Annotated in this window: 22 protein-coding genes and 3 pseudogenes; 11 read left to right on the top strand and 14 right to left on the bottom strand. The window is 73.2% G+C overall.

What is annotated here, in order from left to right; all coding sequences use genetic code 11:
* Window positions 1-97: 97 nt before the first annotated feature.
* The gene (locus ACIQOW_RS04080) at window positions 98-2,593 is read right to left on the bottom strand and encodes a Tex family protein (RefSeq protein ID WP_401079507.1); all 2,496 of its coding nucleotides are present in this window, start codon (window positions 2,591-2,593) and stop codon (window positions 98-100) included.
* Window positions 2,594-2,911: 318 nt separating this feature from the next.
* Between ACIQOW_RS04080 and ACIQOW_RS04075 the strand changes: the two genes are divergently transcribed.
* The 4 genes and pseudogenes from ACIQOW_RS04075 to ACIQOW_RS04060 form a co-directional block, all read left to right on the top strand.
* Window positions 2,912-3,811 carry an aminoglycoside phosphotransferase family protein gene (locus ACIQOW_RS04075; protein ID WP_401079505.1) on the top strand — a complete coding sequence of 300 codons (900 nt, stop codon included), beginning with the start codon at window positions 2,912-2,914 and terminating at the stop codon, window positions 3,809-3,811.
* A 69-nt stretch (window positions 3,812-3,880) separates the two neighbouring features.
* Window positions 3,881-4,528 (top strand): TetR/AcrR family transcriptional regulator, encoded by a 648-nt coding sequence (locus tag ACIQOW_RS04070; protein WP_401079503.1) that lies wholly within the window; start codon window positions 3,881-3,883, stop codon window positions 4,526-4,528.
* 9 nt (window positions 4,529-4,537) lie between these two features.
* Entirely contained in the window at window positions 4,538-5,272 is a 735-nt protein-coding gene (locus ACIQOW_RS04065) for a tyrosine-protein phosphatase (RefSeq protein WP_401079501.1), read from the top strand.
* Between the two features lie 42 nt (window positions 5,273-5,314).
* A pseudogene (locus tag ACIQOW_RS04060) lies at window positions 5,315-5,514 on the top strand (hypothetical protein); the annotation flags it as partial.
* A gap of 8 nt (window positions 5,515-5,522) precedes the next feature.
* On the opposite strand, the gene ACIQOW_RS04055 reads toward ACIQOW_RS04060, so the two are convergent.
* A complete protein-coding gene (locus ACIQOW_RS04055) occupies window positions 5,523-6,443 on the bottom strand; it encodes a pentapeptide repeat-containing protein (RefSeq protein ID WP_401079499.1) in 921 nt (306 codons plus the stop codon).
* A 130-nt stretch (window positions 6,444-6,573) separates the two neighbouring features.
* Between ACIQOW_RS04055 and ACIQOW_RS04050 the strand changes: the two genes are divergently transcribed.
* Window positions 6,574-7,257 carry a GNAT family N-acetyltransferase gene (locus tag ACIQOW_RS04050; protein ID WP_401079497.1) on the top strand — a complete coding sequence of 228 codons (684 nt, stop codon included), beginning with the start codon at window positions 6,574-6,576 and terminating at the stop codon, window positions 7,255-7,257.
* On the opposite strand, the gene ACIQOW_RS04045 is transcribed toward ACIQOW_RS04050, so the two are convergent.
* Together ACIQOW_RS04045 and ACIQOW_RS04040 are read right to left on the bottom strand one after the other, a co-directional pair.
* Window positions 7,258-8,034 (bottom strand): SGNH/GDSL hydrolase family protein, encoded by a 777-nt coding sequence (locus ACIQOW_RS04045; RefSeq protein WP_401079495.1) that lies wholly within the window; start codon window positions 8,032-8,034, stop codon window positions 7,258-7,260.
* A gap of 258 nt (window positions 8,035-8,292) precedes the next feature.
* A pseudogene (locus ACIQOW_RS04040) lies at window positions 8,293-8,646 on the bottom strand (winged helix-turn-helix transcriptional regulator); the annotation flags it as partial.
* Window positions 8,647-8,743: 97 nt separating this feature from the next.
* Between ACIQOW_RS04040 and ACIQOW_RS04035 the strand changes: the two are divergent.
* Window positions 8,744-9,958 carry a pyridoxal phosphate-dependent aminotransferase gene (locus tag ACIQOW_RS04035; protein WP_188295607.1) on the top strand — a complete coding sequence of 405 codons (1,215 nt, stop codon included), beginning with the start codon at window positions 8,744-8,746 and terminating at the stop codon, window positions 9,956-9,958.
* Between the two features lie 132 nt (window positions 9,959-10,090).
* On the opposite strand, the gene ACIQOW_RS04030 is transcribed toward ACIQOW_RS04035, so the two are convergent.
* From ACIQOW_RS04030 to ACIQOW_RS04020, 3 genes are all read right to left on the bottom strand, one after another.
* The gene (locus ACIQOW_RS04030; RefSeq protein WP_401079492.1) at window positions 10,091-11,758 is read right to left on the bottom strand and encodes a fibronectin type III domain-containing protein; all 1,668 of its coding nucleotides are present in this window, start codon (window positions 11,756-11,758) and stop codon (window positions 10,091-10,093) included.
* 242 nt (window positions 11,759-12,000) lie between these two features.
* On the bottom strand, window positions 12,001-12,255 hold the full coding sequence (locus ACIQOW_RS04025; protein ID WP_188295609.1) for a hypothetical protein: 255 nt from the start codon (window positions 12,253-12,255) through the stop codon (window positions 12,001-12,003).
* Between the two features lie 139 nt (window positions 12,256-12,394).
* Entirely contained in the window at window positions 12,395-12,811 is a 417-nt protein-coding gene (locus tag ACIQOW_RS04020) for a (2Fe-2S) ferredoxin domain-containing protein (protein ID WP_188295610.1), read from the bottom strand.
* Between the two features lie 306 nt (window positions 12,812-13,117).
* On the opposite strand from ACIQOW_RS04020, the gene ACIQOW_RS04015 reads away from it, so the two are divergent.
* Entirely contained in the window at window positions 13,118-14,107 is a 990-nt protein-coding gene (locus ACIQOW_RS04015; protein WP_401079489.1) for an AraC family transcriptional regulator, read from the top strand.
* A 233-nt stretch (window positions 14,108-14,340) separates the two neighbouring features.
* On the opposite strand, the gene ACIQOW_RS04010 is transcribed toward ACIQOW_RS04015, so the two are convergent.
* On the bottom strand, window positions 14,341-15,996 hold the full coding sequence (locus ACIQOW_RS04010; RefSeq protein WP_401079487.1) for an FAD-binding dehydrogenase: 1,656 nt from the start codon (window positions 15,994-15,996) through the stop codon (window positions 14,341-14,343).
* A 336-nt stretch (window positions 15,997-16,332) separates the two neighbouring features.
* Here ACIQOW_RS04010 and ACIQOW_RS04005 point away from each other — a divergent pair, with 336 nt between their 5' ends.
* Window positions 16,333-17,271, top strand: coding sequence for an SGNH/GDSL hydrolase family protein (locus ACIQOW_RS04005; RefSeq protein ID WP_401079485.1), 939 nt, complete (start codon window positions 16,333-16,335; stop codon window positions 17,269-17,271).
* Window positions 17,272-17,341: 70 nt separating this feature from the next.
* Here ACIQOW_RS04005 and ACIQOW_RS04000 read toward each other — a convergent pair whose 3' ends face one another.
* The gene (locus ACIQOW_RS04000; protein WP_401079483.1) at window positions 17,342-18,448 is read right to left on the bottom strand and encodes a HoxN/HupN/NixA family nickel/cobalt transporter; all 1,107 of its coding nucleotides are present in this window, start codon (window positions 18,446-18,448) and stop codon (window positions 17,342-17,344) included.
* 236 nt (window positions 18,449-18,684) lie between these two features.
* Here ACIQOW_RS04000 and ACIQOW_RS03995 point away from each other — a divergent pair, with 236 nt between their 5' ends.
* The gene (locus tag ACIQOW_RS03995) at window positions 18,685-19,644 is read left to right on the top strand and encodes a hydrolase (RefSeq protein WP_401079481.1); all 960 of its coding nucleotides are present in this window, start codon (window positions 18,685-18,687) and stop codon (window positions 19,642-19,644) included.
* 147 nt (window positions 19,645-19,791) lie between these two features.
* A complete protein-coding gene (locus ACIQOW_RS03990; RefSeq protein WP_401079479.1) occupies window positions 19,792-21,654 on the top strand; it encodes a CocE/NonD family hydrolase in 1,863 nt (620 codons plus the stop codon).
* Window positions 21,655-21,791: 137 nt separating this feature from the next.
* On the opposite strand, the gene ACIQOW_RS03985 is transcribed toward ACIQOW_RS03990, so the two are convergent.
* Both ACIQOW_RS03985 and ACIQOW_RS03980 read right to left on the bottom strand, forming a co-directional pair.
* A complete protein-coding gene (locus tag ACIQOW_RS03985; RefSeq protein WP_401079477.1) occupies window positions 21,792-22,985 on the bottom strand; it encodes a radical SAM protein in 1,194 nt (397 codons plus the stop codon).
* Between the two features lie 9 nt (window positions 22,986-22,994).
* Window positions 22,995-23,171: a hypothetical protein gene (locus tag ACIQOW_RS03980; protein WP_401079475.1), complete on the bottom strand. Its 177-nt coding sequence runs from the start codon at window positions 23,169-23,171 to the stop codon at window positions 22,995-22,997.
* Window positions 23,172-23,431: 260 nt separating this feature from the next.
* Between ACIQOW_RS03980 and ACIQOW_RS03975 the strand changes: the two are divergent.
* Window positions 23,432-23,572, top strand: a pseudogene (locus ACIQOW_RS03975) (transposase); the annotation flags it as partial.
* Window positions 23,573-23,582: 10 nt separating this feature from the next.
* Here ACIQOW_RS03975 and ACIQOW_RS03970 read toward each other — a convergent pair.
* The 3 genes from ACIQOW_RS03970 to ACIQOW_RS03960 all read right to left on the bottom strand — a co-directional run bounded on the left by ACIQOW_RS03970 (window position 23,583) and on the right by ACIQOW_RS03960 (window position 25,736).
* Window positions 23,583-24,008, bottom strand: a complete 426-nt coding sequence (locus ACIQOW_RS03970) for a hypothetical protein (RefSeq protein ID WP_401079828.1) — start codon at window positions 24,006-24,008, stop codon at window positions 23,583-23,585.
* Window positions 24,009-24,887: 879 nt separating this feature from the next.
* Window positions 24,888-25,010 carry a hypothetical protein gene (locus tag ACIQOW_RS03965; RefSeq protein ID WP_262987037.1) on the bottom strand — a complete coding sequence of 41 codons (123 nt, stop codon included), beginning with the start codon at window positions 25,008-25,010 and terminating at the stop codon, window positions 24,888-24,890.
* 150 nt (window positions 25,011-25,160) lie between these two features.
* Window positions 25,161-25,736 (bottom strand): HD family hydrolase, encoded by a 576-nt coding sequence (locus ACIQOW_RS03960; protein WP_401079473.1) that lies wholly within the window; start codon window positions 25,734-25,736, stop codon window positions 25,161-25,163.
* Window positions 25,737-25,867 lie beyond the last annotated feature (131 nt).

The following is a 25,867-nucleotide window of genomic DNA, read 5'->3' as shown; positions in this document are numbered from 1 at the left end:
GCCCGGGCCCGGCGGGCCGGCGTGGGGCGGGGTGCTAGGAGGCCACCGGGCCGGCCGGAACCCCCCCCCCGGCCCCCGGCCGCCGTCACGTACGGGCTCAGCGCCGCCCGGAGCGCCGGTCGCCCGAGCCGCCGTTGCCGCCACCGGTCAGGCCCGCCCGGCGCAGCGCGTCCGCCATGGCGCTGTTGGCCGGCACACCGCCGCCGGAGCCACCCCGGTCGCCACCGCGCCGGTCCTGCCCGCCGCGGCCGCCCTGGCCGCCTTGGCCGCCTTGGCCGCCGCCCTGACCGCCCTGACCGCCGCGCCGCTCCTGGCGCGGCGGGCGGGCCTGCCGGTCGCCACGGTCCCCGCGATCCCCGCGGTCGCCGCCGCGCTCGCGCCCGACCTCGTCGTCCAGCCGCAGGGTGAGCCCGATCCGCTTGCGCGGCACGTCCACCGTGAGCACCCGGACCTTGACGATGTCGCCGGGCTTGACCACCTCGCGCGGGTCCTTGACGAAGTTCTTCGACAGCGCCGAGACGTGCACCAGCCCGTCCTGGTGGACGCCCACGTCCACGAACGCGCCGAAGGCGGCGACGTTGGTGACCACGCCCTCCAGCACCATGCCGACCTCCAGGTCGCCGATCTTGTCGACGCCCTCCTTGAAGGTCGCGGTGCGGAAGGCCGGACGCGGGTCGCGGCCCGGCTTGTCCAGCTCGCCGAGGATGTCGGTGACGGTCGGGACGCCGAAGGTGTCGTCGGCGAAGTCCGCCGGGCGCAGCGCGCGCAGCCGCCCGCCGTTGCCGATCAGCTCGCGCAGCTCCCCGCCGGTCGCGGCGAGGATGCGGCGCACCACCGGGTAGGCCTCGGGGTGCACGCTGGAGGCGTCCAGCGGGTCGTCGCCGCCGGGGATGCGCAGGAAGCCGGCGCACTGCTCGAAGGCCTTGGGGCCGAGCCTGGAGACGTCCTTGAGCTGCCTGCGGGTGCGGAACGGGCCGTTGGCGTCGCGGTGCGCCACGATGTTGTCGGCCAGCGTGCCGGTGACCCCGGAGACCCGGGTGAGCAGCGGCGCCGAGGCGGTGTTGACGTCCACGCCGACGGCGTTGACGCAGTCCTCGACCACGGCGTCCAGCGAGCGGGAGAGCTTCACCTCGCTCAGGTCGTGCTGGTACTGGCCGACGCCGATCGACTTGGGGTCGATCTTGACCAGCTCGGCCAGCGGGTCCTGGAGCCGGCGGGCGATCGAGACCGCGCCGCGGATCGAGACGTCCAGGTCCGGCAGTTCCTGCGAGGCGAACGCGGAGGCCGAGTAGACCGAGGCGCCGGCCTCGCTGACCATCGCCTTGGTGAGCTTCAGCTCGGGGTGGCGCGCGATCAGGTCCTCGGCGAGCTTGTCGGTCTCCCTGGAGGCGGTGCCGTTGCCGATCGCGACCAGGTCGACGTCGTGCTTCTTCGCCAGCGCGGCCAGGGTGGCCAGCGCCGCGTCCCACTTGTTGGCGGGCTGGTGCGGGTAGATCGTGTCGTACGCGACGACCTTGCCGGTGGCGTCCACCACCGCGACCTTCACCCCGGTGCGGAAGCCCGGGTCCAGGCCCATGGTGGCGCGGGTGCCGGCCGGGGCGGCCAGCAGCAGGTCGCGCAGGTTGGCGGCGAAGACCCGCACCGCCTCCTCCTCGGCCTCGACGCGCAGCCGGGAGCGCAGGTCGATGCCGAGCCGGACCAGGACGCGGGTGCGCCAGGCCCAGCGGACCGTGTCGCCCAGCCACTTGTCGGCCGGGCGGCCGTGGTCGGCGATGCCGAAGCGGGCGGCGATCCGCTGCTCGTAGTCGCTCTCGCCGGGCAGGTCGCCCTCGGACTCGCCCTCGTACGGGGAGAGTTCGAGGTCGAGCACCTCCTCCTTCTCGCCGCGCAGCATCGCCAGGATGCGGTGCGAGGGGAGCCTGGTGTACGGCTCGGCGAAGTCGAAGTAGTCGGCGAACTTGGCGCCGTCGCCCTCCTTGCCGTCGCGCACCCTGGCGACCAGCCGGCCGCGGGTCCACATCCGCTCGCGCAGCGAGCCGACCAGGTCGGCGTCCTCCCCGAAGCGCTCGACCAGGATCGCCCTGGCGCCCTCCAGGGCGGCGGGACCGTCCGCGACCGACTCGTTCAGGTACTGCGCGGCCAGCGCGGCCGGGTCCTGGGACGGGTCGGCGAGCAGCGTGTCGGCCAGCGGCTCCAGCCCGGCCTCGCGGGCGATCTGCGCCTTGGTGCGCCGCTTCGGCTTGAACGGGAGGTAGATGTCCTCCAGGCGGGCCTTGGAGTCGGCCGCGAGCACCCGGGCGCGCAGCACGTCGTCCAGCTTGCCCTGGGAGTCGATCGACTCCAGGACGGCCGCCCTGCGCTCCTCCAGCTCGCGCAGGTAGCGCAGCCGTTCCTCCAGGCCGCGCAGCTGGGTGTCGTCGAGGGAGCCGGTGACCTCCTTGCGGTAGCGGGCCACGAAGGGGACGGTCGCACCGCCGTCGAGCAGGTCGACGGCAGCCTTCACCTGCCCCTCGCGGACGCCCAGTTCCTCGGCGATCTTGCGCTCGATCGCCTGCTGGGCCTGCCTGGCCGCCTGTTCGACTGGCGTGGTCACGAAGCCGGTCACCTTCTCCTTCAGTGCTTTCGCCGTACGCCCTGCATTCTGGCAGGTGCCGGGGACGGCGCCCGGCCGCCCCGGGTGCGGCCGGGCGTGGCGTGCCGCCCCCGCACCGCGCCCTCACCGCCCCGTCGCACCGCCGTCGACCGTGACCGCCAACGTGCTGCGCTTCGGCAGGGGCGGCACCATCGGGGTGCGGATCACCTTCGGCCGACCGTCCGCACGGGTGCCGCGCCCGCCGCCAACGCCCTTCGGAATCCGACCGGTTCGGGAATCCGGCTGAACGGGAACGACCGGAGCTGTACGCTGCCGGGCATGTGCGCTGCCCCCCGGATGCACCCCGACGGACCGGTGGTCGACGCGGCCCTCGTACGGCGGTTGATCTCCGCCCAGTTCCCGCGGTGGGAGCGCCTCCCGGTCACCCGGGTCTCCGCCGACGGGACGGACAACGCGATGTTCCGGCTCGGACCCGAACTCGCCGTCCGGCTGCCCCTGGTGGAGTGGGCCGCCGGAGGCCTGCGGCGGGAGCAGCAGTGGCTGCCCCGGCTGGCACCGGGGCTGCCGCGGCCGGTCCCGGCCCCGCTCGCGGTCGGCCGGCCCGCCGCCGGCTACCCGTGGGAGTGGTCGGTGCTGCACTGGCTGGACGGCGCCAACCCGGTGGCCGGCTCGCTTGCCGCGCCCGAGGGCCTGGCCCGCGACCTCGCCGGCTTCGTCAACGCCCTGCGCGCCGCCGACCCGGCCGGTGCCCCGGCCGGCCAGCGCGGCATCCCGCTCGCCTCCCGGGACGGCGCCACCCGCGCGGCCATCGCCCAGCTCTCCGGCGCGATCAACACGGCGGCCGCGACCGCCCTGTGGGACAAGGCCCTCCGGCTGCCCGGGTACGCCGGCCCGCCGGTCTGGATGCACGGCGACCTCACCCCCGGCAACCTGCTGCTCGCCCGCTCCGGCCGGCTCGCCGCCGTCCTCGACTTCGCCCTGATGGGCGTCGGCGACCCGACCGCCGACCTGATCGCCGCCTGGAACCTGCTGCCCGCCACCGCCCGTCCGGCCTTCCGCGCCGCCCTGCGCGCGGACGACGCCACCTGGGCCCGCGGCCGCGCCTGGGCGTTCTCCCTCGCTTTGGTGACGATCCCGTACTACCGCCACACCGACCAGGCCCTGACCGCCAACGCCCGTCACGTCGTCCGCGAGGTCCTGGCCGACCGCAGCGTGTAGGACGCACCCGGCGCACCCGACCCGGTCAGAAACCTGCCCCGGTCAAGGTCCGCTGTTAGCCTGGATGCCATGACCGGACTGCGTGAGCTCAAGAAGGAGCGGACCCGGCGGGCCATCTCCGAGGCGGCCATCGCGCTGTTCCTGGAGCACGGCTTCGACCGGGTGTCGGTGGCGGACGTCGCGGCGGCCGCCGAGGTCTCCAAGCCGACGCTGTTCTCCTACTTCCCCAGCAAGGAGGACCTGGTCGTCCACCGCTTCGCCGACCACCAGGAACAGGCCGCCGGGGTCGTCCGCACCCGGCTGCCCGGGGAGCAGGTGCTCGACGCGCTGCTGCGGGACTTCCTGGACGGCCTCGGCCGGCGCGACCCGGTCACCGGCCTCAACGACCACCCCGCGGTGCTCGCCTTCACCGGCCTGGTCCACGGCACCCCGAGCCTGGCCGCCCGGGTCGGCGAGTACGTGGCCCGCGCCGAGCGGTCACTGGCCGAGGCACTGCGCGAGACCCCCGGCCTCCCCGGGCCGCGGGACCTCACCGCGGCGCTGCTCGCCGCCCAGGTCACCGCCACCCAGCGGGTCCTGGCCCTGCACAACTGGCGCCGCATCCAGGACGGCCGCACCGCAGACGACCTGTACGACGAGGCCGCCGGGGACGCCACCCGCGCCTTCGGCCTGCTCGCCCACGGCTACGGGGCGCCCGCCCTTGACTCCGCTGGCTAGAGTGCGCGCATGACGACGCGTCACCACTCCTTCGATGCCCTGCACAACTTCCGCGACCTGGGCGGCTATCCGGCCGCCGGCGGACGGTCCGTCCGGTGGGGGCTGCTCTACCGCTCCGACTCGCTCGGCAAGATCGGCTCCCCCGCCGACCTCGACCGGCTCCGGGCACTGGGGATACGGACGGTGATCGACCTCCGCTACCCCTGGGAGATCGCCGCCAAGGGCCGGGTGCCCGACTTCGAGGGCCTGGAGTACCACAACCTCTCGATCGAGCACCGCCCGTACGACCAGGCCGAGATCGACCCGGAGCTCGACCCCTGGCGCTACCTCGCCGACCGCTTCGCCGAGGTCGCCGAGGACGGGGTGAAGGAGATCCGCCAGGTGCTGGACGTGATCACCGCCGCCGAGGCCCCGGTGGTCTTCCACTGCGCCTCCGGCAAGGACCGCACCGGGCTGATCGGCGCCCTGCTGCACACCCTGCTCGGCGTCGGTGAGGACGACCTCGCCGCCGACTTCGCCCTCACCGAACTCGCCACCGCGCACCTCGTCGCCGACTGGCACGCCGCCCACCCCGGCCGCACCCTGCGCTGGCCCGGCTACGGGCGCGCCCCGGAGGCCGTCATCCGGCTCACCCTCGCCGGCCTCGCCGAACGTCACGGCTCGGTCGAGGCCTACCTCACCGGCACCCTCGGCATCGACCGCGCGCAGACCGACGCCCTGCGCGCCCGCCTGCTGACCGACTGAGCCGAACGCGCTCCGGTGCGCGACAGGCCCGGTGGCCCCGGGGCGGTCACGGACGCCGCGTTCCGCGGCCTGGAGCGCGAACAGGCCGCGGAGACACCCTGTTGGCCGGCCACCAGGACCCGGGCGCGCGGATCGGCAGGGGCCGGATCGCGGTCCGGGAGCTGCCGGTGCACCGCATCGAGGAGTCCGCCCGCCACGCCGACCCGCTGCGCGCGTGCCTCGACGGCCGGGTAGGGCAGTAGCCCAGGAGCTAACGCCGGCGGGAGCCCCGGGCCGGGCGGCTGCCGCCCCTGGCGGAGCGGGGCCCGGCCCCGGCGGCCGGCGCCGGGGCGGTCTCGGGCCAGTGCGCGGGCCGGGTGAGGCCGGCCGGGAGGCGGGTGGTGGCGTCGCCGCGGGCCGCGTTGAGCTGGGCCTGGGTGAGGAACAGGGCCGTGGTGAGGTCCGCTCCGGCCAGGTTGGCGTCCCGCAGGTCGGCGCCGACCAGGTCGGCGAGGCGCAGGTCCGCGCCGGAGAGGTCGGCCGCGACGAGCAGGGCGCCGCGCAGGTTGGCCCCGTGCAGGTCGGCGCCGCGCAGGCGGGCCCCGAAGAGGTCGGCGCCGCGGTGCTCCCGACGCCGCGGGGCGGCGGCGCGGACCAGTTCGGAGGCGCGCAGCAGCAGGTCGCTGATCCGCTGCCGGTGGGCCGGCACGTCGACGGCGAGGACCTCCTCGGGCGTGCCGCCGGCCAGCCGGTCGGTCTCCGCCAGCGCCTGCCGCAGCTCGTCGTGGACGGGACGGGCGGGGTCGAAGGTGAGCGCCTCGGTGAGGTACCGGAGCAGTTCGTGCAGCTGCCGCACGATCGGGAAGACGTCGAACACCGCCCCGGCGTTCTCCGGCTCCTCGCGCCAGCTGCGGCCGCCGAAGGTCACCTGGGAGACCCGCTGGCCGGCGCCGAAGCAGTCGTAGACGGTGCAGCCCTGGAAGCCGCGGTCGCGCAGCTGCGCGTGGATGCCGCAGCCGAAGTCGGCCTGGAGGTTGTGGCAGGGCTTGCCGGCCATCTTGTTCATGGCGAAGTCGGAGCCGGCGGCGAACGGCAGGGCGACGCAGCAGAGCCCGAAGCAGCTGCCGCAGTCGGCCCGGAGCTCGGTCGGCGCGGCCGCCGTGGGGTCCTGCGGCGACTCGGTCTCGCGCACGTTCCGGGATCCTTCCAGCAGCTGGGCGCCGGGCGGCGCCGTGGACCCGGGAATCCTACTGGGCAGACGGCCTTCCATGTCGGTAAGATACGAAAGGCTATTGAGACCATTACATGCGGGGGTGGGCGACATGCGGGACCCGGACACCAGGGAACTGGTCCGGAGCTGGATCGCGGGCTGGGCGGCCTCGCGCGGCTCCGCCGAGCCGGTGGACCAGCCCTGGGGCTGGAGCATCGACGTCGGCGCGCAGGGCCGCGAGGTGGGCCGGCACGTACTGCCGGAGCCGACCGAGGCGGAGGTCCGCAAGCTCGGCGAGAGCGTCACCGCGCCGACCACCTGGCTGAAGCTGTTCGCCGAGGACGCGACCGTGCGGCCCTGGCTGGACGAGCGGTGGCGCCTGGACGAACCGGGCTTCCTGATGACCGGCCCGGTCACCGCCGAACGGCCCCGGCCGCCCGCCGGGTACACCGTGACCACCTGGAGCCGGGGCGGGGTGATCAAGACCCTCGTGCGCAGCGACGCCGGGCACCTGGCCGCGAGCGGCCAGGCCGGTCTGGCCGGTCTGGCCGGAACCGACCCCGGAACCGGCCCGGTGATCGTGCCGGACCAGATCGGCACCGTCGCCGAGCACCGCCGCCGCGGCCTGGGCGCGCTGGTGATGCGCACCCTGCTGGCCGCCGGGCACGAGGCCGGGGCCCGTACCGGCATCCTGGTCGGCACGACGGACGGCCAGGCCCTCTACCACGCGATGGACTGGACCACCCACGCGCCGATGGCGAGCCTGGTCCTGGCGCCGGAACCACGACGGGCGTAGCTACCCGTAGGGCAGCAGCTCCGGCCGCTTCGCCGGGCGGCCGTCGCCGGAGGAGCGGCCGGTGAGGCGGCGGCCGACCCACGGGCCGACGTGGGCGCCCAGCCAGCGGGCGTCCTCGCGCAGCTTCTCGGCCCGGCCGGGCGGGGCGGCGGCGGGCAGCGGGGCGCGCCAGTCGAAGGCCGCGGGGCGGCCGAGCGCCTCCAGCACGCCCTCGGCGACCCGGCGGTGCCCCTCGGGAGAGAGGTGCAGGCGGTCCTCGGCCCACAGCCGGCGGTCGTCGAAGCAGGGGGCGGAGAACAGGTCGACCACGGCGAACCCGTCCTGCCGGCCCAGCTCCTGGACGAAGGCCTTCATCCGCAGGATGGCGGGCAGCAGCCGGGCACCGCCCGCCATGCGGCGGGTGGGGTCGGTGCTGGTGAACAGCACGACGGTGGCCCCGCCGGCCCGCAGTCCGGTGGCGCAGCGGCCGAGCAGCCGCTCGACCCGCTCGATGTCGCAGCCGGGGCGCAGCACGTCGTTGAGGCCGCCTGCCAGGGTGACCAGCTCGGCGCCCATCGCGGCGGCGGGGGCGAGCTGTTCGTCGTGGATCTGGCCGATGAGCTTGCCACGGACGGCGAGGTTGGCGTACCGGAAGTCCCCGTCGGAGCGGTCACCGGCCAGCGCCTCGGCGACCCGGTCCGCCCAGCCCCGGTAGTGGCCGTCGGGCAGCAGGTCGTCGCACATGCCTTCGGTGAAGGAGTCCCCGACGGCGACGTAGCTGCGGTAGGTGGTGGGCACGGGCTGGCCTCCGCTCTCCTGAGTCCGCTGAGTCCACTGAGTCCGCTCTGCGGTCCGACGATCGTACGTGCGGGCCCGGGCGGGACGGCGCCTGACCCCGGCGCTCATCGCACGTCCACTGTTCGTTTATCGGTCCGCGCCACTCTGGGGGCACGGGGCGGCGGTCGGCGACGGGGGCCTTGCCGCCGCCCCGCCCACCGGGCACGCCCGCGGCCGTCAGCCGGCCACGGCCGCCGGCTCCTCCGCCTTCCCCGGCGTGAACCAGTGCTCGCGCACGGCGTCGGTCGGCCGCTGCTCGCCGAGCGCGGCCAGGCCCCACTCCCCCAACGCCTCGATGACCGGCCGCAGTTCACGGCCGCGCGCGGTCAGTTCGTAGACCGTCGCGTTGGCGGGCCGCTCCAGCCGTCGGCGGGTGGCCAGCCCGTCGCCCTCCAGCTGCTTGAGCCGGGCGGCCAGGATGTCGGTGGAGACTCCGGGCAGGTCGGCGTGCAGGTCGGTGTAGCGGCGCGGGCCACCGAGGAGCTCACGGACGATCAGGAGGCTCCAGCGCTCCCCCACCGCGTCCAGGGCGCGGGCGACGGCGCAGTACTGGTCGTAGCTTCGGCGTGACATGTGGATCAGCATAGCCAAGAGGTTGGACTTTCCAAGTACACACTTGGTAGAACAAAGCTGAACCAACGGCGCGGTGGTGACGGTCGGGAGGCCGCAGGTGGAGTTTCGGCAGTCCAGCAAGCTCAATGGCGTGTGCTACGAGATCCGGGGCCCGGTGGTCGACCAGGCCAACGCACTGGAGGAGGCCGGGCACAGCGTGCTGCGGCTGAACACCGGCAACCCGGCCCCGTTCGGCTTCGAGGCGCCCGAGGAGATCATCCAGGACATCATCCGCAACCTGCCCAAGGCGCACGGCTACAGCGACTCGCGCGGCATCCTGCCGGCCCGCCGCGCGGTGGTGCAGTACTACCAGCAGCGCGGGGTCCAGGGCGTCACCGTCAACGACGTCTACCTCGGCAACGGCGTCTCCGAGCTGATCCAGATGGCCGTCACCGCGCTGGTGGACGACGGCGACGAGGTGCTCGTCCCGATGCCCGACTACCCGCTCTGGACGGCCGTGGTCCGGCTGGCCGGCGGCAAGGCCGTGCACTACCTGTGCGACGAGGGGGCCGACTGGTACCCGGACCTGGACGACATCGCCGCCAAGATCACCGCCCGCACCAAGGCGATCGTCGTCATCAACCCCAACAACCCCACCGGCGCGGTCTACCCGAAGGAACTGCTGGAGGGCATCCTCGACCTGGCCCGCCGCCACCGGCTGATGGTGCTGGCCGACGAGATCTACGACAAGATCCTCTACGACGGCACCGAGCACCACTGCCTGGCCGCACTCGCCGACGACGTGCTCACCCTCACCTTCAACGGCCTCTCCAAGGCCTACCGGGTGGCCGGCTTCCGCAGCGGCTGGCTGGTCGTCTCCGGCCCCACCCAGCACGCCGGCGACTACCTGGAGGGCCTGACCATGCTCTCCGGCATGCGGCTGTGCCCCAACGTGCCCGCCCAGTACGCCGTGCAGGCGGCGCTCGGCGGCCACCAGTCCATCGCCGACCTGGTGCTGCCCTCCGGCCGGCTCACCGAGCAGCGCGACATCGCGGTCAAGGCGCTCAACGAGATCCCCGGCGTCAGCTGCGTCAAGCCCAAGGGCGCGCTGTACGCCTTCGCCAGGCTGGACCCGGCGGTGCACCGGATCGTCGACGACGAGCGGTTCGTGCTGGACCTGCTGCTGCGCGAGAAGATCCACGTCGTCCAGGGCACCGGCTTCAACTGGCCCCGCCCGGACCACTTCCGCTTCGTCACGCTGCCCCGCGCCGACGACCTGGAGACGGCCGTCAACCGGATCGGCCGCTTCCTGGCGACGTACCGGCAGGACTGAACGCGCCGGTGCCCCGGCGTCGGAGGTCCGACGCCGGGGCACCTGGGGCGCTGGGACACCTGGGGCACCGTCACGGGCGCGCGCCCCCCGTCGCGCTCCGGCGCCGTGGGGACGAGCGGGGACGAGCGGGGACTACCAGCCCCAGCCGCCGCCCTGGCCGTCGTCGTCCCGGTCCGAGTCCCAGCCCTCGCCGACCTTGCGCAGGATCGTGTAGTTGTCGATCTGCGTGCCGTCCTCGGCCAGCGCGGTGACCTTCATGACCGACTTCTGGCCCAGGTGCTTCGGGGTGACGTCGACCTTGATGAAGGAGTAGCCGGTGTAGCGCACCCGCGACCACTGGATGGTCTCGGGGGTCTTCACCCGGCCCTTGCTCCAGTAGTAGGTCTTGACCTCGTCCTGGTGGTTCTCGTGCCCCTCGTAGGTGTCCGGCACGTCGAACTTGTACAGGCTGCGGCCGGCCGCGCCCGCGGTGACGTAGACCACGCCGTCCTTGGCCGGCTCGATGGTGGCGCCGCTCGGCACCTGCTTCGAGACCTTGTTGCCGAGGATCGCGTCGGTGCGCTCGTAGATGTGGTTGTGGCCGTTGATGACCAGGTCCACCCGGTACTTCTCGAACAGCGGCACCCAGGCCTCGCGGACACCGCCCTCGGAGGCGTGCGCGACGGTGGTGGAGAAGGCGCAGTGGTGGAAGAACACGACGACGAAGTCGACGGTCTCGTCGTTGCGGAGGTCCTTGAGGGTGCGCTCCAGCCACTTGGTCTGCTTGTTCGCCGAGATGCCCAGGTTGGCCGGGATCTCGTAGGAGACGTCGTTGGCGTCCAGCGAGATGACACCGACGTTCTTGTAGCGGAACGTGTAGACGCCGGGGACCTTGCGCGGGTCCGGGCCGTTGTCCGGCAGGAAGAAGCGGGAGTTCTCGCCGCCGTAGCCGTTCGGCGAGTACCAGGCCTCGATGTCGTGGTTGCCGTACGCGACCATCCACGGGATGTCGGCGGCGACCGTCTCGGTCTGCACCAGGAAGTCGTCCCAGGTCTTCGCGTTGAAGACGGACTTGTCCGGGTCGGTGCCGGAACCGGCCGGGTCGGCGTAGCAGATGTCGCCGGCGTGCAGGTGGAAGGCAGGCTTCTGGGCCTTGATCACGTTGTCGTTGCCGGCCGCGTGCGCGCTGACGCCCTGGTCGCCGAAGGCGGTGAAGGTGAACGGCTCGTACACCTTGCCCCAGCGGTGGTCGCGGGAGGGCGCGGTGCGGAAGGTGTGCAGGGTGGAGATCTGCTGCTGGGAGGCCGGGTCGAAGCCCTCGTGGCCGACACCGTAGTAGTAGGTGGTGTCGGGGCGCAGGTCCTCCAGCGCCACGTGCAGGTAGTACTGGTCCACCGGCTGGCTGCTCGGGGTCAGCGCCGGGGTGTGCAGGGCCCGGACCTCGGCCTGGACCTTGTGGCCCAGCTCCCACGGCGTCGTGCCGAAGCGCAGGAACGGCTTCTTGACCGGGGCCGGGACCTGCCAGGAGACGCGGAACTGGGTGTCCGGCTCGGGGCCGAACTGGAGGTGACGGCCGATCGGCGCCACCAGCGAACCGTCGATGCCACTGGTCGTGCCACCGGTCAGCAGCTGCGGGCCGGCCGGGGCGGCGAAGGCCGTCCCGTTGCCCAGCGCGCCACCGACGGCGACGGCGCCGACGGTCACCGCACCGGCGCGCAGCATCCGGCGGCGGGAGAAACGGGCCCGCAGGTACTCGTGCTGCTCGGCCATGCTCATGCGGTCGGCAAGCTTGGCCGGCACGCCCATGTTGGGGATATCCATGCGCGGGACTCTGTCAGCGGCGCGTGGATCGCGCACGGACGCGGGGTGAACGCGTCGCAGCGTACCCCCCATTCGAACGCAATTGTTCGACCATGGTTCGGTAAAGGACGTGTCCGCACGGCCTCGACGCCGCATCATGACCCCCGTGAGCCCCTCGCCCTGAGCGGGCCTCGGCCGGCCGCCGGGCCCTGGAGGGGGCAGCCGCCGAGCCAGGGAGGGGCAGCCGCCGGGCCCTGGAGGGGTCAGCCGGAGGGCTCGTCCCACTGGGCCGTGGACCGGTTGCCGGTGCCGTCGCAGGTGCGGCAGATCTCGTCCCGGTAGGCGTGCTTGGCACCGATCGCGTCCACCCGGTAGCGCACGTACACCCCGGTGCCGTCGCAGAGGAAGCAGTTGCCGCCCCCGCCGCCCACCTCGGTGGTGCCGGTGCCCTGGCAGGTCCGGCAGCTGAGGCCGGCGGTCCGGCCGGTGCCCGCGCAGATGCGGCAGACCGTCGTCATCGGCTCTCTCCCTCGCGCGGAAATCCCGGCGCCGGCCGGGGACCGCCCGGCGCCACCGGTCATGGTAGTGGTGAAGCCCGCCGGACAGGCGCGGGTAGATACGATCTGACGATCAGTCAGTAGCCTCGGGAGTGCCGGCTCACTCGGGCAGCCCCTCGCGGACCCGGCGGGAGACCGAGATCAGCTGGAGGTCGAGCAGCCCCGGCGGATCGGCGAGGCCGGGACCGCCCGCCCGCACCCAGGCGGCGATGTCGTCGATCATCTCGTCCATCAGCACGAAGCCCAGCCAGACCGGCCGGCCGCCCGCCGCCCGGCCCTCGGCGGAGGGGCCGACCACCACCACGTTGGACTGGGTGCACACGTCCAGGCACTTGACCGCCCGGACCCGGCCCGCCGGGCCGACCGCCGTCCGCAGCCGCTCGTACTGGCCCGCGTGGTCCACCCCGGGGTGCTTCGCCTCGGTGCCGCAGCAGCAGCCCCGGCAGACCGTCACGGTCACGGGGGCGCCGGCGCCCCGCGCGCGCTCGCGGACACCGTCGCGGTCTCGGCGGCTCATCGGATTCCTGACCCCTCCTGGCCGGCGGCACCCTGCGCACCGGCCTCCGCACTGTACCCGTCACCCCTGAGCCGCCCCGGCCGAGGGTCGGATCCCACGTGCCGAAGCCCTCAACAGGAACCCGTCCTTCCCCTAGGATGCGCACGGTTCCGCAGCGCTACGGGGGGCGGCACGACCGGAGGAGGGCCGGTCGGACGCCGGAGCGGAGGAGCCAGGGCCATCGGCCCCGGTGGCGGCGGCCCGGCCGCGGCCGACGCCGGGGCACGGGTCCAGCAGGTGCCGATCTCGCGGACAGGGGGGGAATCCGTGGTCACCGAAACAGCGCCGGGCGGGGCCGTGACCGGACCGGTCTCGATCTACGAGGGGAACAGCATCGAGGAGCTCCGCCACGTGGTGGGCGGACGGCTCGCGCCGCACCGGCTGACGGTGCTGGGCGAGCAGCGGCTCCCGGGACGGTTCCGCTCGTTCCACGAGGGCCCGGTGGCCCTCTACGACCTCGGCTACGGGGCGCCGGTGCGCCTGCGGACCGGGGACCTGCCGGACTTCTACAACGTCATCCTGCCGTACTCGGGGGGCGGCCTGGTCGTCACCAACGGCACCGAGCTGCCGTCCGCGCTGTCCGTGGCCGGGCCGGGCGACCAGGTCACCATGGAGTGGGACGCCGAGGCCCTGAACGGGGCGCTGGCGATGTCCAGGGAGGCCGTGGAACAGGCGCTCGCCGTCCGGCTGGGCGACCTGCCGCAGGAGCCGCTGCGCTTCGACCCGGTCCTCGACCCGGCCGATCCCGCCGTCCGGTCCTGGATCGAACTGGCCGACGCCTTCCGCGCGTTCACCGTCTCGGCGCTCGGCCGCCGGTCCCGCCTCGGCCTCCAGCACTTCGAGCGGCTGCTGGTCGACGGGCTGCTGGACGCCCAGCCCCACTCACTGGGCCGGCCGGCGGACGGCCGTGGCTCCGCGCTGCTGCCGAGCGCCCTGCGCCGGGCCGCCGACTACTGCGCCGAGCACGCCGGCGAGCCGCTCTCGGTCGCCGACATCGCCCTGGCCGCCCGGGTCAGCCTGCGCGCCCTGCGGGAGGGCTTCCGGCGCCACCTGGACACCACGCCGCTGGCCTACCTGCGGCGCGTCCGGCTCGACCGCGCCCACCACGACCTGCTCGCCATCGCCGACGGCCGGGCCCTCGGCACGGTGACCGAGGTCGCCTGCCGCTGGGGCTTCACCCACCTCGGCCGGTTCAGCGCGGACTACCGCCGCGCGTACGGGCAGCCGCCCTCGCAGACCCTCGGCCGCGGCGCCTGACCGGTCCGGGGCGGTCCTGGGCGGTCCGGGGCCGGCGCGATCCGGGGTTGGTCAGGCGCCGGGGCGCGGGCTATCCGGAATGCTGCGGCGAAGCCGTCGGGAAGTGGATAGCCGCACCCGGGGCGTCCCGGGCAGGCTGGCTTCCGACCGTGCCGGTGCGCCCCGCACGGGGGAGGGGGCGCACCGGGTCGCGGGACCACGCGCACCCTTCCCCGCACGCCCCCCGCGCGGCGCTACCCGACCGCCCGCGCCGCCGCCCGCCCCGCCGTACGCCCCGAGAACAGGCAGCCGCCCAGGAACGTCCCCTCCAGCGAGCGGTACCCGTGCACGCCCCCGCCGCCGAAGCCGGCCGCCTCACCGGCCGCGTACACCCCCGCCAGCACCTCGCCGTCCGGCCGCAGCACCCGGGAGGACAGGTCCGTCTCCAGGCCGCCCAGCGACTTGCGGGTCAGGATGTTAAGCCGGACGGCGATCAGCGGGGCGGCGGCCGGGTCGAGCAGGCGGTGCGGGGCGGCGGTGCGCACCAGCCGGTCGCCGAGGTGGCGGCGGGCGCCGTGGATCGCGGTGACCTGGAGGTCCTTGGCGAAGGGGTTGGCCAGCTGCCGGTCGCGGTCCCCGACGGTGCGGCGCAGCCGGTCCGGGTCGATCAGCGGCTCGCGGGTCCTGGCGTTCATGCCCCGGGCGAGGTCGGCGAGGTTGCCCGCGACCACGAAGTCCCGCCCGTGCCGCAGGTGGCCCCGGACGGGTGCGGGGGCGCCGGGCAGCGCGCGGCCGAGCACGCCGCGCACCGACTTCCCGGTGAGGTCCGGGTTCTGCTCGGAGCCGGAGAGGGTGAACTCCTTCTCGATGATGCGCTGGTTGAGCACGAACCAGGTGTACGGGTACCCGGTGGACATGATGTGTTCGAGCGTCCCGAGGGTGTCGAAGCCGGGGAACAGCGGGGCGGGCAGCCGACTGCCGCGCGCGTCCAGCCAGAGCGAGGAGGGGCCCGGCAGGATGCGGATGCCGTGCCGGGCCCAGATCGGGTCCCAGTTCTCGATGCCCTCGGTGTAGTGCCACATCCGGTCGCCGTTGACCAGGCTGGCCCCGGCCCGGCCGGCGACGTCCAGCATCAGCCCGTCCACGTGCGCGGGCACCCCGGAGAGCAGCTTGGCGGGCGGCGTGCCGAGCCGGGCCGGCCAGGCCTTGCGGACCAGGTCGTGGTTGCCGCCGATGCCGCCGGAGGTCACGATCACGGCCTGGGCGCGCAGTTCGAAGCTCCCGGCCGGCTCGCGCGAGCTGGCCTCGCCCCGGCCCGCCGGGCTGGGCACCAGCACCTCGCCGGTGACGGTGTCGACGGCGCCCGCGGTGGCGGACAGCCCGGTGACCCGGTGCCGGAAGCGCAGGTCCACCAGCCCGCGCGCGGCGGCGGCGCGGACCCGCCGCACGAAGGGCGCCAGCAGCCCGGGCCCGGTGCCCCAGGTGATGTGGAAGCGCGGCACCGAGTTGCCGGGCCCGTCGGCGAGGAGGCCGCCGCGCTCCGCCCAGCCGACCACCGGGAAGAAGCGCACGCCCATGCCGTGCAGCCAGGAGCGCTTCTCCCCCGCCGCGAATTCCACGTACGCCTCGGCCCAGCGGCGCGGCCAGGCGTCCTCGGGGCGGTCGAAGCCGGCCGTGCCGAGCCAGTCCTGCCAGGCGAGGGCGTGCGAGTCGCGGATGCGCGTCCGGCGCTGCTCGGGCGAGTCGACCAGGAAGAGGCCGCCGAAGGACCAGTGCGCCTGGCCGCCGAAGGAGGCCGCCGGCTCCTGGTCGAGCAGGATCACCCGGCGTCCCGCGTCGGCGAGTTCGGCGGTGGCGGCGAGGCCCGCGAGGCCCGCTCCGATGACGATGACGTCGGCGTCCAGGGCCATGCGCAGTCCTCCGTCGCGGCTCGCGGTGGCGGCACGCTCCGGGGCGTGGCCGTCGCTGTGCGCCCGATACTGCGGCCCGCGGTGACGTCCGGTCAACCGCCCGGTGACGAGCGCCGGGACGAATTCCGCTCCGGGCCGTTTCGGAATTGTCTCCGGCGCTCGTGCGATACCCGGCGGAGCGGAATGCGAATTTCCGTCGCGGCCGTCTGACGGAATATCGGCGATTTCCGCGCGAACCATGGACGGCCGGGAAACCTCGCAGTAACTTACCTGCGAGTAGCTGTGGCCCGGCTCGGCACGACCCCCACCCGTCGTTTCTCTCCCCCAGGAGGAACCGTGCTCCGCCCTGCCCGGAAATCCCGGCACCTCCGGAATTCCACCGCGCTCGCCGCGGTCGCCCTCGGTGCCGCGCTCGCCCTCACTTCCACCGCCGCCCGGGCCGCCGCCCAGGCGCCGGGGCACTACGTGGCGCTCGGCGACTCCTACGCCGCCGGCGCCGGGGTGCCCGGCCAGTCGGCCGGCCTGTGCCTGCGCTCCGACCGCAACTACGGCCACCTGGTCGCCGCCGCCCTCAAGGCCGGCGCGTACCGCGACGTCACCTGCTCCGCGGCCAAGATCAAGGCGATGACGCAGCCCCAGTACGACGCCTTCATCCGGGTCAACGACCCCCAGCTGGACGCGGTGACCGCCGACACCGACCTGGTCACCCTCGGGATCGGCGGCAACGACCTGGCGGCCAGTGACCTCGGCCTCGGCGAGCTGGTCGCCACCTGCGTCGCCGGCGCCGTCGTCAACCCGCTCGGCACACCCTGCAAGGACGTCTACCACCACGGCTACTGGGACTGGAGCAGCATGTCCTGGCGGTACGGCAACGACGACCTGGCCGAGCGGATCCGCACCACCGTCGCCCCGCAGCTCGCCGACACCCTCCGGCGCATCCACGCCAAGGCCCCCGGGGCCAGGGTGCTGCTGGTCGGCTACCCGTCCGTACTGCCCGCCGACGGCTCGCGGTGCGTGCTGCGCCAGCCGGTGACCCCGGGCGACGTCGAGTACCTGCACGGCGTGCTGGACGGGCTGAACGCCGCCCTGAAGTCCACCGCGGCCGCGAACGGGGCGACGTACGTGGACACCGCGACGCCGACGCTCGGGCACGACGTCTGCTCGGACGACCGCTGGATCGAGGGCGCGCTGCCGGGCTCGCCCGCCGTGCCGTTCCACCCGAACGCGACCGGCGAGCGGGCGATGGCGCAGGCGGTGCTCGCCGCGCTGAAGTAGCCCGCCCGGCCTCGGGAAGCGCCGAGGGGCCGGCGACCCGGTCACCGGCCCCTCGGTAACGCGCCGCGCGCTACTCGGACTTCGAGTGCGCCGAACCGGCGGCCAGCCCGGCCGACCACTTCTCCTCGACGTTGCCGAGCTTCCAGAACGCGATCGCCGCGGCCCAGGCGAGCACGAACAGCCCGACGATGGCGTAGCCGACGAAGTTGAGGTCCAGCTCGCCGATCCAGGCGACCGGCCCGCTGGTGATGTCCAGTTTCTCGCCGAGCAGCCCGATCAGCTCGATCGAGCCGATCACCAGCGCGACCAGTACCGACAGCCCGGTGACGGTCAGGTTGTAGTAGATCTTGCGGACCGGCTTGGAGAACGCCCACTCGTACGCGAAGTTCATGAACGAGCCGTCGATGGTGTCCAGCAGGCTCATCCCGGCCGCGAACAGGATCGGCAGGGTGAGCAGCGCGTACCAGGGCAGCGAGAAGGCCGCCGCGCCGCCCGCCAGGACCAGCAGGGACACCTCGGTGGCGGTGTCGAAGCCGAGGCCGAACAGCAGGCCCACCGGGTACATGTGCCAGGGCTTGGTGACGGCCCTGGTGACCCGGCCGAGGACGCGGTTCATCAGCCCTCGCCGCTCCAGCTGGCGCTCCAGCTCCGCCTCGTCGTAGTCGCCCTGGCGCATCCGCCGGAAGACCTTGAGGATGCCGTTGAAGGCGCCCAGGTTGATCAGGCCGAGCAGCAGCAGGAAGGTGCCGGAGACGGCGACGCCGATCAGACCGGTCATCTCGTGCAGCGTCGAGTCGTCCGACTCCACCTGGCCGGCCAGCGAGCGGATGCCCAGGGCCAGCAGCGCGCAGAGGCCGAAGACGATCGAGGAGTGCCCGAGCGAGAACCAGAAGCCGACGGACAGCGGCCGCTTGCCCTGGCCCATCAGCTTGCGGGTGGTGTTGTCGATGGCGGCGATGTGGTCGGCGTCGAAGGCGTGCCGCATGCCGAGGGTGTAGGCGGTCAGGCCCATGCCCGCGCCGAACACCTGGCCGCCGACGTCGTAGTGCTCGGGCTCGACCACGGCGAGCAGCGTGAACCAGCCGATGACGTGCAGAGCGAGAATGAAGCCGCCCATTCCGGCCAGGCGGATCCACTCCTCACGGGTGAGCCGGTCGCGCCAGCGGGGGGCGGTCATCGTCGTGTCCTTTCGGTCGGGCGGGTCGGAGCTGGGCCATCTTTCCGCCTGGACGCGCGCAGTTGCAAGTCATGCGCAATTACGAATTCGACTCCCCCCGCTCACGGAGATCGTCACGACCCTTACAAGGCTTCGTAACCTCCGAGGACTTTCACCGTTCGCTCTACGCGCGGATACTCCCGTTCTACGCGCGAAAACCGGGCCCTGCCCCCCAACTCCCCACGGAGGAACGGCACATGACGATCCGCATTCGAACCGCCGCGGCCCTGGCCGGTACGGCGCTGCTCACGGCCGGTCTCACCACCCCCGCCGCCACGGCCGCACCCGCCGCCACCGCCCCCGCCACCAGGGCCGCCGCGGCCGGCGCCACCCCGCACCGGGTGCTGTTCGACAACAGCAAGGCCGAGACCGCGGGCAACGCCGACTGGATCATCAGCACCAGCCAGCCCGACCCGCTGGCCCAGAACGCCGGTCCCACCACCGAGAAGAGCTGGACGGGCGCCCTCTCCGCCTGGGGCGTCGCCCTCCAGAAGACCGGCCAGTACAGCCTGAAGACCCTTCCGGCCGGCTCCACCATCAGCTACGGCACCGGCGCCGCGCTCGACCTCGCCAACTTCGACACCTTCGTGATCCCGGAGCCCAACATCCGGTTCAGCGCGGGCGAGAAGACCGCGATCATGAAGTTCGTCCAGAACGGCGGCGGGCTCTTCCTGGTCTCCGACCACGTCAACAGCGACCGCAACAACGACGGCTGGGACTCCCCGAAGATCATCAACGACCTGCTGACCAGCAACGGGGTGAACAACAACGACCCGTTCGGCTTCTCGGTCGACCTGCTCAACATCACCACCGACAACCCGCGCGCGGCCGACGCCCCGGCCGACCCGGTGCTGCACGGCCCCTTCGGCACCGTCACCGGCTCCATCCTGCGCAACGGCACCACCTTCACCCTCAAGCCCGCCGACAACCCGAACGTCAAGGGCCTGGTCTACCGGACCGGCTACAGCGGCAGCACCGGCGCGTTCTTCGTCACCAGCACCTTCGGCTCCGGGCGGGTCGCGATCTGGGGCGACAGCTCCCCGATCGACGACGGCACCGGCCAGTCCGGCAACACCCTGTTCAACGGCTGGGACGACCCGGCGGGCACCGACGCCGCCCTCGCCCTCAACGCCACCGCCTGGCTGAGCAAGGCCTGACCGGCCCGGCGGGGTCCTCTCACCGGGGCCCCGCCTGCCGGGCCCGCCCGCCGGGGTCCCGCTCGTCGGGGTCCCGCTCACCAGGCCAAGGGCCGCTCCCTCCCCTAGGGTCGGAATACCGACGCCCCGGGACCGATGGGAGCGGCCATGCCGTCCTACGCCTTCCACACCACCCGCGAGGACCTGCGCATCCCGCTGCCCGACGGCACCCTGCTGGCCGCCCGGCTGTGGCGCCCGGTCGGCGACGAGCCCGCCCCCACCCTGCTGGAGTACTCCGGCGGCCGGCTCACCGACCGCACCGCCGCCGAGGACGCCCGCCGGCACCCCTGGTACGCGGGCCACGGCTACGCCACCGTCCGGGTCGACACCCGCGGGCACGGCAACTCCGAGGGCACCCCCGGCGAGCCCGGCGGCGAACAGGAGCTGGCCGACGGCGCCGCCGTGGTCGACTGGCTCGCCCACCGCCCCTGGAGCAACGGCCGGCTCGGCCTGCTCGGTGTCGGTCCGGCCGGCACCACGGCGCTGCGGGTCGCCGCCCGGGCCCCGGCCACCGTCGGCGCCGTGGTCACCGCCTGCCCCGAGGGCGGCCACCGGCTCGGCGGGGCCGTGCTCGCCGCCGACCTGCACACCAGGCTCACCGTCCTGGTCGCCGATGCCGCCCTGCCGCCGGACCCGCGGCACGTCGGCGACGCCTGGCGGGCCGCCTGGCTGGCCCGGCTGGAGGCACTCGCCCCGCCCGTCGACGCCTGGCTCGCGGCCGGCGAGAGCACCGTCCCGGTGTCCGTGCCCGCCCTCGTGGTGGCCGGCTGGGGCGACCCGTCCTGCTCCTTCGTGCTGCGACTGCTCGCCGAGTCCCCCACCGCCCGCGCCCTGATCGGCCCCTGGCCGCACGGACTGCCCGAGGCCGCCCTGCCCGACACCCTGCGCTGGTGGGACCACTGGCTGCGCGGCGCCGACACCGGCGCCCTCAAGGAGCCCGCCCTGCGCAGCTGGATCAGCACCCGGTGGACCGGCGACGAGGCCTGGCCCTCCCCCGACGTCCGCGAGATCCACTACGGCCTGGACGGACCGCTGCGCACCGCGGGCACCGCCTCCGACGACCGGTACGTCCGGGTCCGTTCCCCGCAGCACACCGGTCTCGACGCCGGCGCCTACGTCCCGCACGGCCGCCCCGCCGACCAGCCGCCCGACCAGCGCGAGGAGGACGGCCGCTCGGTCTGTTTCGACTCCCAGCCGCTGCCCGAACCGGTCGAGCTGCTCGGCGTCCCGAGCGTACGGCTGCGGCTGCGGCCCGGCCCCGAGGACGGGGCGTCCGCCCAGGTGGCGGTGCGGCTGTGCGCGGTCGGCCCGGACGGCACCTCGGAACTGGTCACCCGGGGCGTCCTGGTCACCGAGGGGCCGGACGCCGAGGTCGAACTCGCCGCCTGCGCGGTCACCGTCCCGGCCGGGCACCGGCTGCGGCTCGCCCTCTCCTCGGTCTACTGGCCGTGGCTGTGGCCCCCGGCCGAGGACACCGGGTACGGGGTCGACCCGTCCCGCTCCACACTGAGCCTGCCGGTGCGCCACCTCGCCGCCGACGTCGGCTCCCCGCCCGTCACCTTCGAGCCGCCGACGCTGCCCGAACCGCTCGCCGTCCACCTCACCGAGCCGCTCACCGCCAGGCCCGAGCACCTCACCGTGCACGACCTCGGCCGCCACGAGTGGCGCACCGAACTCTCCCCCGCCACCGACGGCACCCGCACCCACCCCGACGGCCTGGTCCGCGACGAGCACGCCGTCACCGCCTACCGCGTCCTCAGCGGCGCCCCGCTCAGCGCCCAGGCCCGCACCGACCACACCGTCCGGCTGGAGCGCCCGGACATCGGCTGGGACGTCACCGTCCAGACCCGCACCCAACTGCGCTGCGACGCCGGGCACTTCATCAGCGTCGTCCAACTGCGGGCGCTGGAGGCGGGGTCGGAGGTCTTCACCAGGGAGTGGCAGCACCGGCTGCCCAGGGAGCGCTCCTGAACCACCCCCGGGCACCGTTCGCTCCCCGCACGGGGAGCGAACGGTGGGGAAGCTCAGGCACCCCGATGGACCACCCCGCCCCGGACACCCGGGTCGGCGACGTCGACGCCGACGCCGACCCGCCGGGCCGTCGTCGGTCAGTCGCGTGCGGACGCGGCGGCGAACTCCGCCGCCACCCGGTCACGAATGTGCTCGATGGTGCGCCGCAGCTCCCCGCTGTGGACGCTGGGATTGCGGAATCCACGCCCGTTCCCCCATCGGTGCGGCAGGTAGCCGCCGCCACAGACGTTCAGCACCGGGCACTCCAGGCAGTCCGCCGGCAGGAGTTCCGCGCTGCGCAGCCCCTGGCTGAAGAGCCTGGTCGAACGCAACTCGTCGATGCTGTTCCGGGTGACGTTCAGGCCCATCTGCGTCATGCCGTTGCTACAGACGCGGAGCACGTCGAGGGGCTCCAGACTGCCGTCCGCCTCCACCACCACCTCGGCGATGGACTGCAGACCGATGGCGTCGATCCGGGGGGTGGACCCGAGCAGCATTTCGATGACCGTGGCGAACCAGCGGATCTTGATGTCCGGGTTCATCGCATCGAGCCAGGCGTCGAACAGCTCGATGTAGTAGCGGCTGAGCGCCCCGGCCGGCCACGGTGGCCTCATGTCGTGATGATGGTCGGGCCAGAGGAAGTCCATGTTCCGCACACCCAGCTCTGCCAGGTGGGAGAAGATCCGGGTGCCCGGGTAGTCCGGATTGGCGACCGTCAGCGTCCCCCACGGCAGCCCCCGGGGGTCGGCGGCCAGAAGCTCGATGGCCTGGCGCACCTTCCGGTAGGAGCCACGGCCCGCGTGGTTCACTCGAAATTGATCGTGCCAGGCCTCGGGCCCGTCGATGCTGATCCCGATCGACACCTTGTGCTCGGCGAAGATGTCCAGCCAGTCCCCGTCCAGCTCGGTGCCGTTCGTCTGCACGGACAGCGTCGCCAGCGGGCCGCCGCTCGCCCTGCGGGCCACCTCGTCCAGGAACCACGCCATCCAGCGCTTGCCGACCAGGGTCGGCTCGCCCCCGTGCAGTGCCAGCCCGACGTAGGGCAGATCGTTGCTACGGGCGTACTCGAAGATCCGATCCAGCGCCGCGCCGGCGACGGCCTTGCTCATCACCTTCGGGCGCGACTCGTACGTGGTGTCGCCGAGGTTGTAGACATAGCAGTAGGTGCAGTTCAGGTTGCAGGCACCGGCGATCTTGATGATGAAGGTCGAGGAAGGCGTCCCGGGCTCGGTAGTGCCGGTGGACGGGCCCGGGACGACTTCCTCACCCCGTGTGCTGTCGACAGATGTCATCACTGTCCGTCACATCGACAGGCTGAACGACACCTTGATGTGACTGATCGCCGCCAGTTGTTCGGGCCGGTTCTTCAAGTCCGCGAGGACCTGTCGCACCACTGGATTCAGCTTTGACGCGTCCAGTTCATCGATGTTCGCCAGCGTCCGGTCGGCGGTGAACTGGGTGGTGTCCTTGTCTGCCATTGCGCACCTCTTTCGGTCGGATTGTCGGCCACTCCGCAGCCAACATCCCTGATGTTCGCAGGCGGAGCATCCATCGACATTCGTACGTGCTCCAAACGGCTGAGGAGCGGACAGCGGACGGGCCACCCAGCCCAGGTCCCGTCGGGCGCCCAGCCTCAACGCAACACCCGCCTGCCGCCTTGCGGGCCGCTCGAGCTCCGACCCCAACCCCGGCCGACAGCGGGCCGAACGCGGCGGCCGGCACAGGACCCCGACCGCGGATCGCCTACTTCGCCCTCGACGGCACCGACCACGCCGACCACAATGAGCAGGGCATCATGATCCGCCGCTACATCATCCGGCGGAACAAACACGCCACCGACAGCCGCCCACGCGTGGTCGTCCACAGGGCCGACGTTGCCCGGCGCGGCACTATGTGGTCGCGGCGGCCGGCGGGCCGAGCCGTGCGCGCAGGGCCGCGCGGGCCCGGGCGACGCCGCCGGAGGTGGCGGTCGCGCCGGTGCCGACGGCGACGGTTCTCGTGCCGAGGCCCGCGCAGGCGCGGCAGATGCCGGGGCGGGGTACCGGGTCGTGGCAGCGGCCGCATTCGGCGTACGGGGCCGGTGGGGGCTGCGCGGCCGGCCGTTCCGGTGGCAGTTTGCGTTGCAGGCGGTCCCGGAGGATCGCGGCGGGGGAGTGCATCGGCCGGGGCAGTCCGGGGAGCAGGGCGTGGGCCAACTCGGCTTCGCCGCATCCTCGTTGCAGCCAGCGGGTGACGAGTGGTGCCAGTGCCCGGGCCTCGGCGTCGCCGAGGCGCAGGCGGGGTTCGGACCGGATCACCCGGAACAGCACGGCCACGGCGGACCTGGTCTGTTCATCAGGTTCACCCCGTTCATCCGGTCCATCCGGTTCACACTGTTCATCCGGGAGGGTGGTTTCTTTCCCCGGGTCCTTTACGGGAGGGGTGACAGGGCGGCCGGTGCCCCCTGCGCCGAAGTCCGGGGGGTGGACAGCCGGTTTGGGCTGCGGGGTGTCGAAGACGTGGGCCTCGGAACGGAGCGTCCCGTCGGGCATCCGGACCGTGTCGACCCGGTAGTACCCGGCGTCCTTCAGTTCTTTGAGTGCCCGTCGGACGGCACCGCGCCCCTGCGGGCTGCTGTCCGCCATCTGCCGCCCGTCCTCACGGCGCCCGTCGGGGCGCGAGAGGAGGTCGGCGAGCAGTCCGCGGGCGGTGTAGGAGAGCCGACGGTCCTGCAACAGGCCGTTCGGAAGGACGGTGAACGCGCGCGTCTGCGCGCTACGATGAATCCGCATCTGGAGGCTGTACTCCTGGTGCCCGACCCCGGGGTGTTCCAGCACCGCCGGGGTCTCCTGTGTTCTGTTGACGATGCGGAAAGTAGCACATCGACTACGAAGAGTGTGAACCGTTCGAGCGTGAAGCCCAGAACCTCGAATGAAGTGCGCCCCACCCCCTGCATGGAAAGTCGGCCCCGCCGACTTCTCACGCACATCACCGCGCCCGGCGGCCCCGGCCAGTAGTGGCCGGGGCCGCCGAAACCCCCGTTCCGACCGGGCTCGTGTGCGAACACACGAGCCCGGCCCGTTCCGCAAGAGCCGGTGAACAACGCAGCGTGCGACAACCCGTCCGGCGACTGCTCGCCGCAGAAGTCGAGATCGGAGAGCGAGTTCCATGCCCCCGCCACCAGCAGGGGCGCGGAGCGGAGCACGCTACTCAACTCAAGGACGGGCGCGCTCGATCGCGTCGAAGATGTCCGCATCGGTCTCCTGCTGCCAGGACGGCAGATCGGTCCGGTCGGCGACATAGCCTGCTTTCGGCTCGCCCGGGCAGTGCTTCGACACACCGGCGATCCACCGCTTCGCGGAAGATCCGCCCGTCGGACGACATGCGTTGACGATTCGTCAGGCAGCGCTGTCAAGCACCGAAATCTGCTGACGCAGGGCCGATGCCTGATCATCGGTCACGAGCGGAACCAGCGGATGTCGGCAGCGTCACGCAAGATAGACCTCCTGCCACTCCAGGGACGTCATGGTCAGCGCGGCCTCGGCGAGGGCGTGGGCCGACTCGGTCTTGAGACTGCCGAGACTGCTGTCAATCCACGGCTGGACGTTCTGGTAGCCCTGCTCGCGGTACTCCACGGCCTGGATCAGGCACTCCAGCTTGTCCGCGTCGTGGGCGACGGTGACTTCCAAGTTCGCGGCGTTCTCGTACTCCTCCACCAGGGCCTGGAGTCCGGCAACGACGGCCGGGTGAGCGGCGCTGACCTGGTCGGCGGTCACCCGCTCGTTCGACGCGGCGGTGAGGTAGCGCCGGCTGATGTGCGGGATGTCGCCGACCCGGGTCTCCTGGGTGTCATGGAAGAGGCACAGCAGGGCGACCTTGGCCGGGTCGGCACCCTCCATCATCGCGAGCACCGCACCGATGATGCCCGTCCGGAACGAGTGCTCCGCGACCGACTCGGGATCCTTGACGCCGGCGATCCACCAGCCCTGGCGCTTCGCCCGCTTGAGCATGCCCGCTTCGAACAGGTAGCTCGCGGTGCCCCTCGCCTGCTTGTCGTCCGTCATGGCTGCCCTTCGCTGCTGGATCGGTTGTCGCTGTAGCCGCCTACCCGAAGACCCGTAGTGCGCAACTCCAACTCTCGACGGGACTGTCGTGAAAGACCGTCACCATCAAGCAGGGTTAAGGCTCGTAAGGC

Origin of the sequence: Kitasatospora sp. NPDC091335 (genome assembly GCF_044757205.1) — a bacterium.
In the GTDB taxonomy this organism is placed as follows: Bacteria; Actinomycetota; Actinomycetes; order Streptomycetales; family Streptomycetaceae; genus Kitasatospora.
The sequence above is the reverse complement of the archived record's forward strand: the minus strand, read 5'-3'. Positions and strand labels throughout refer to the sequence as shown.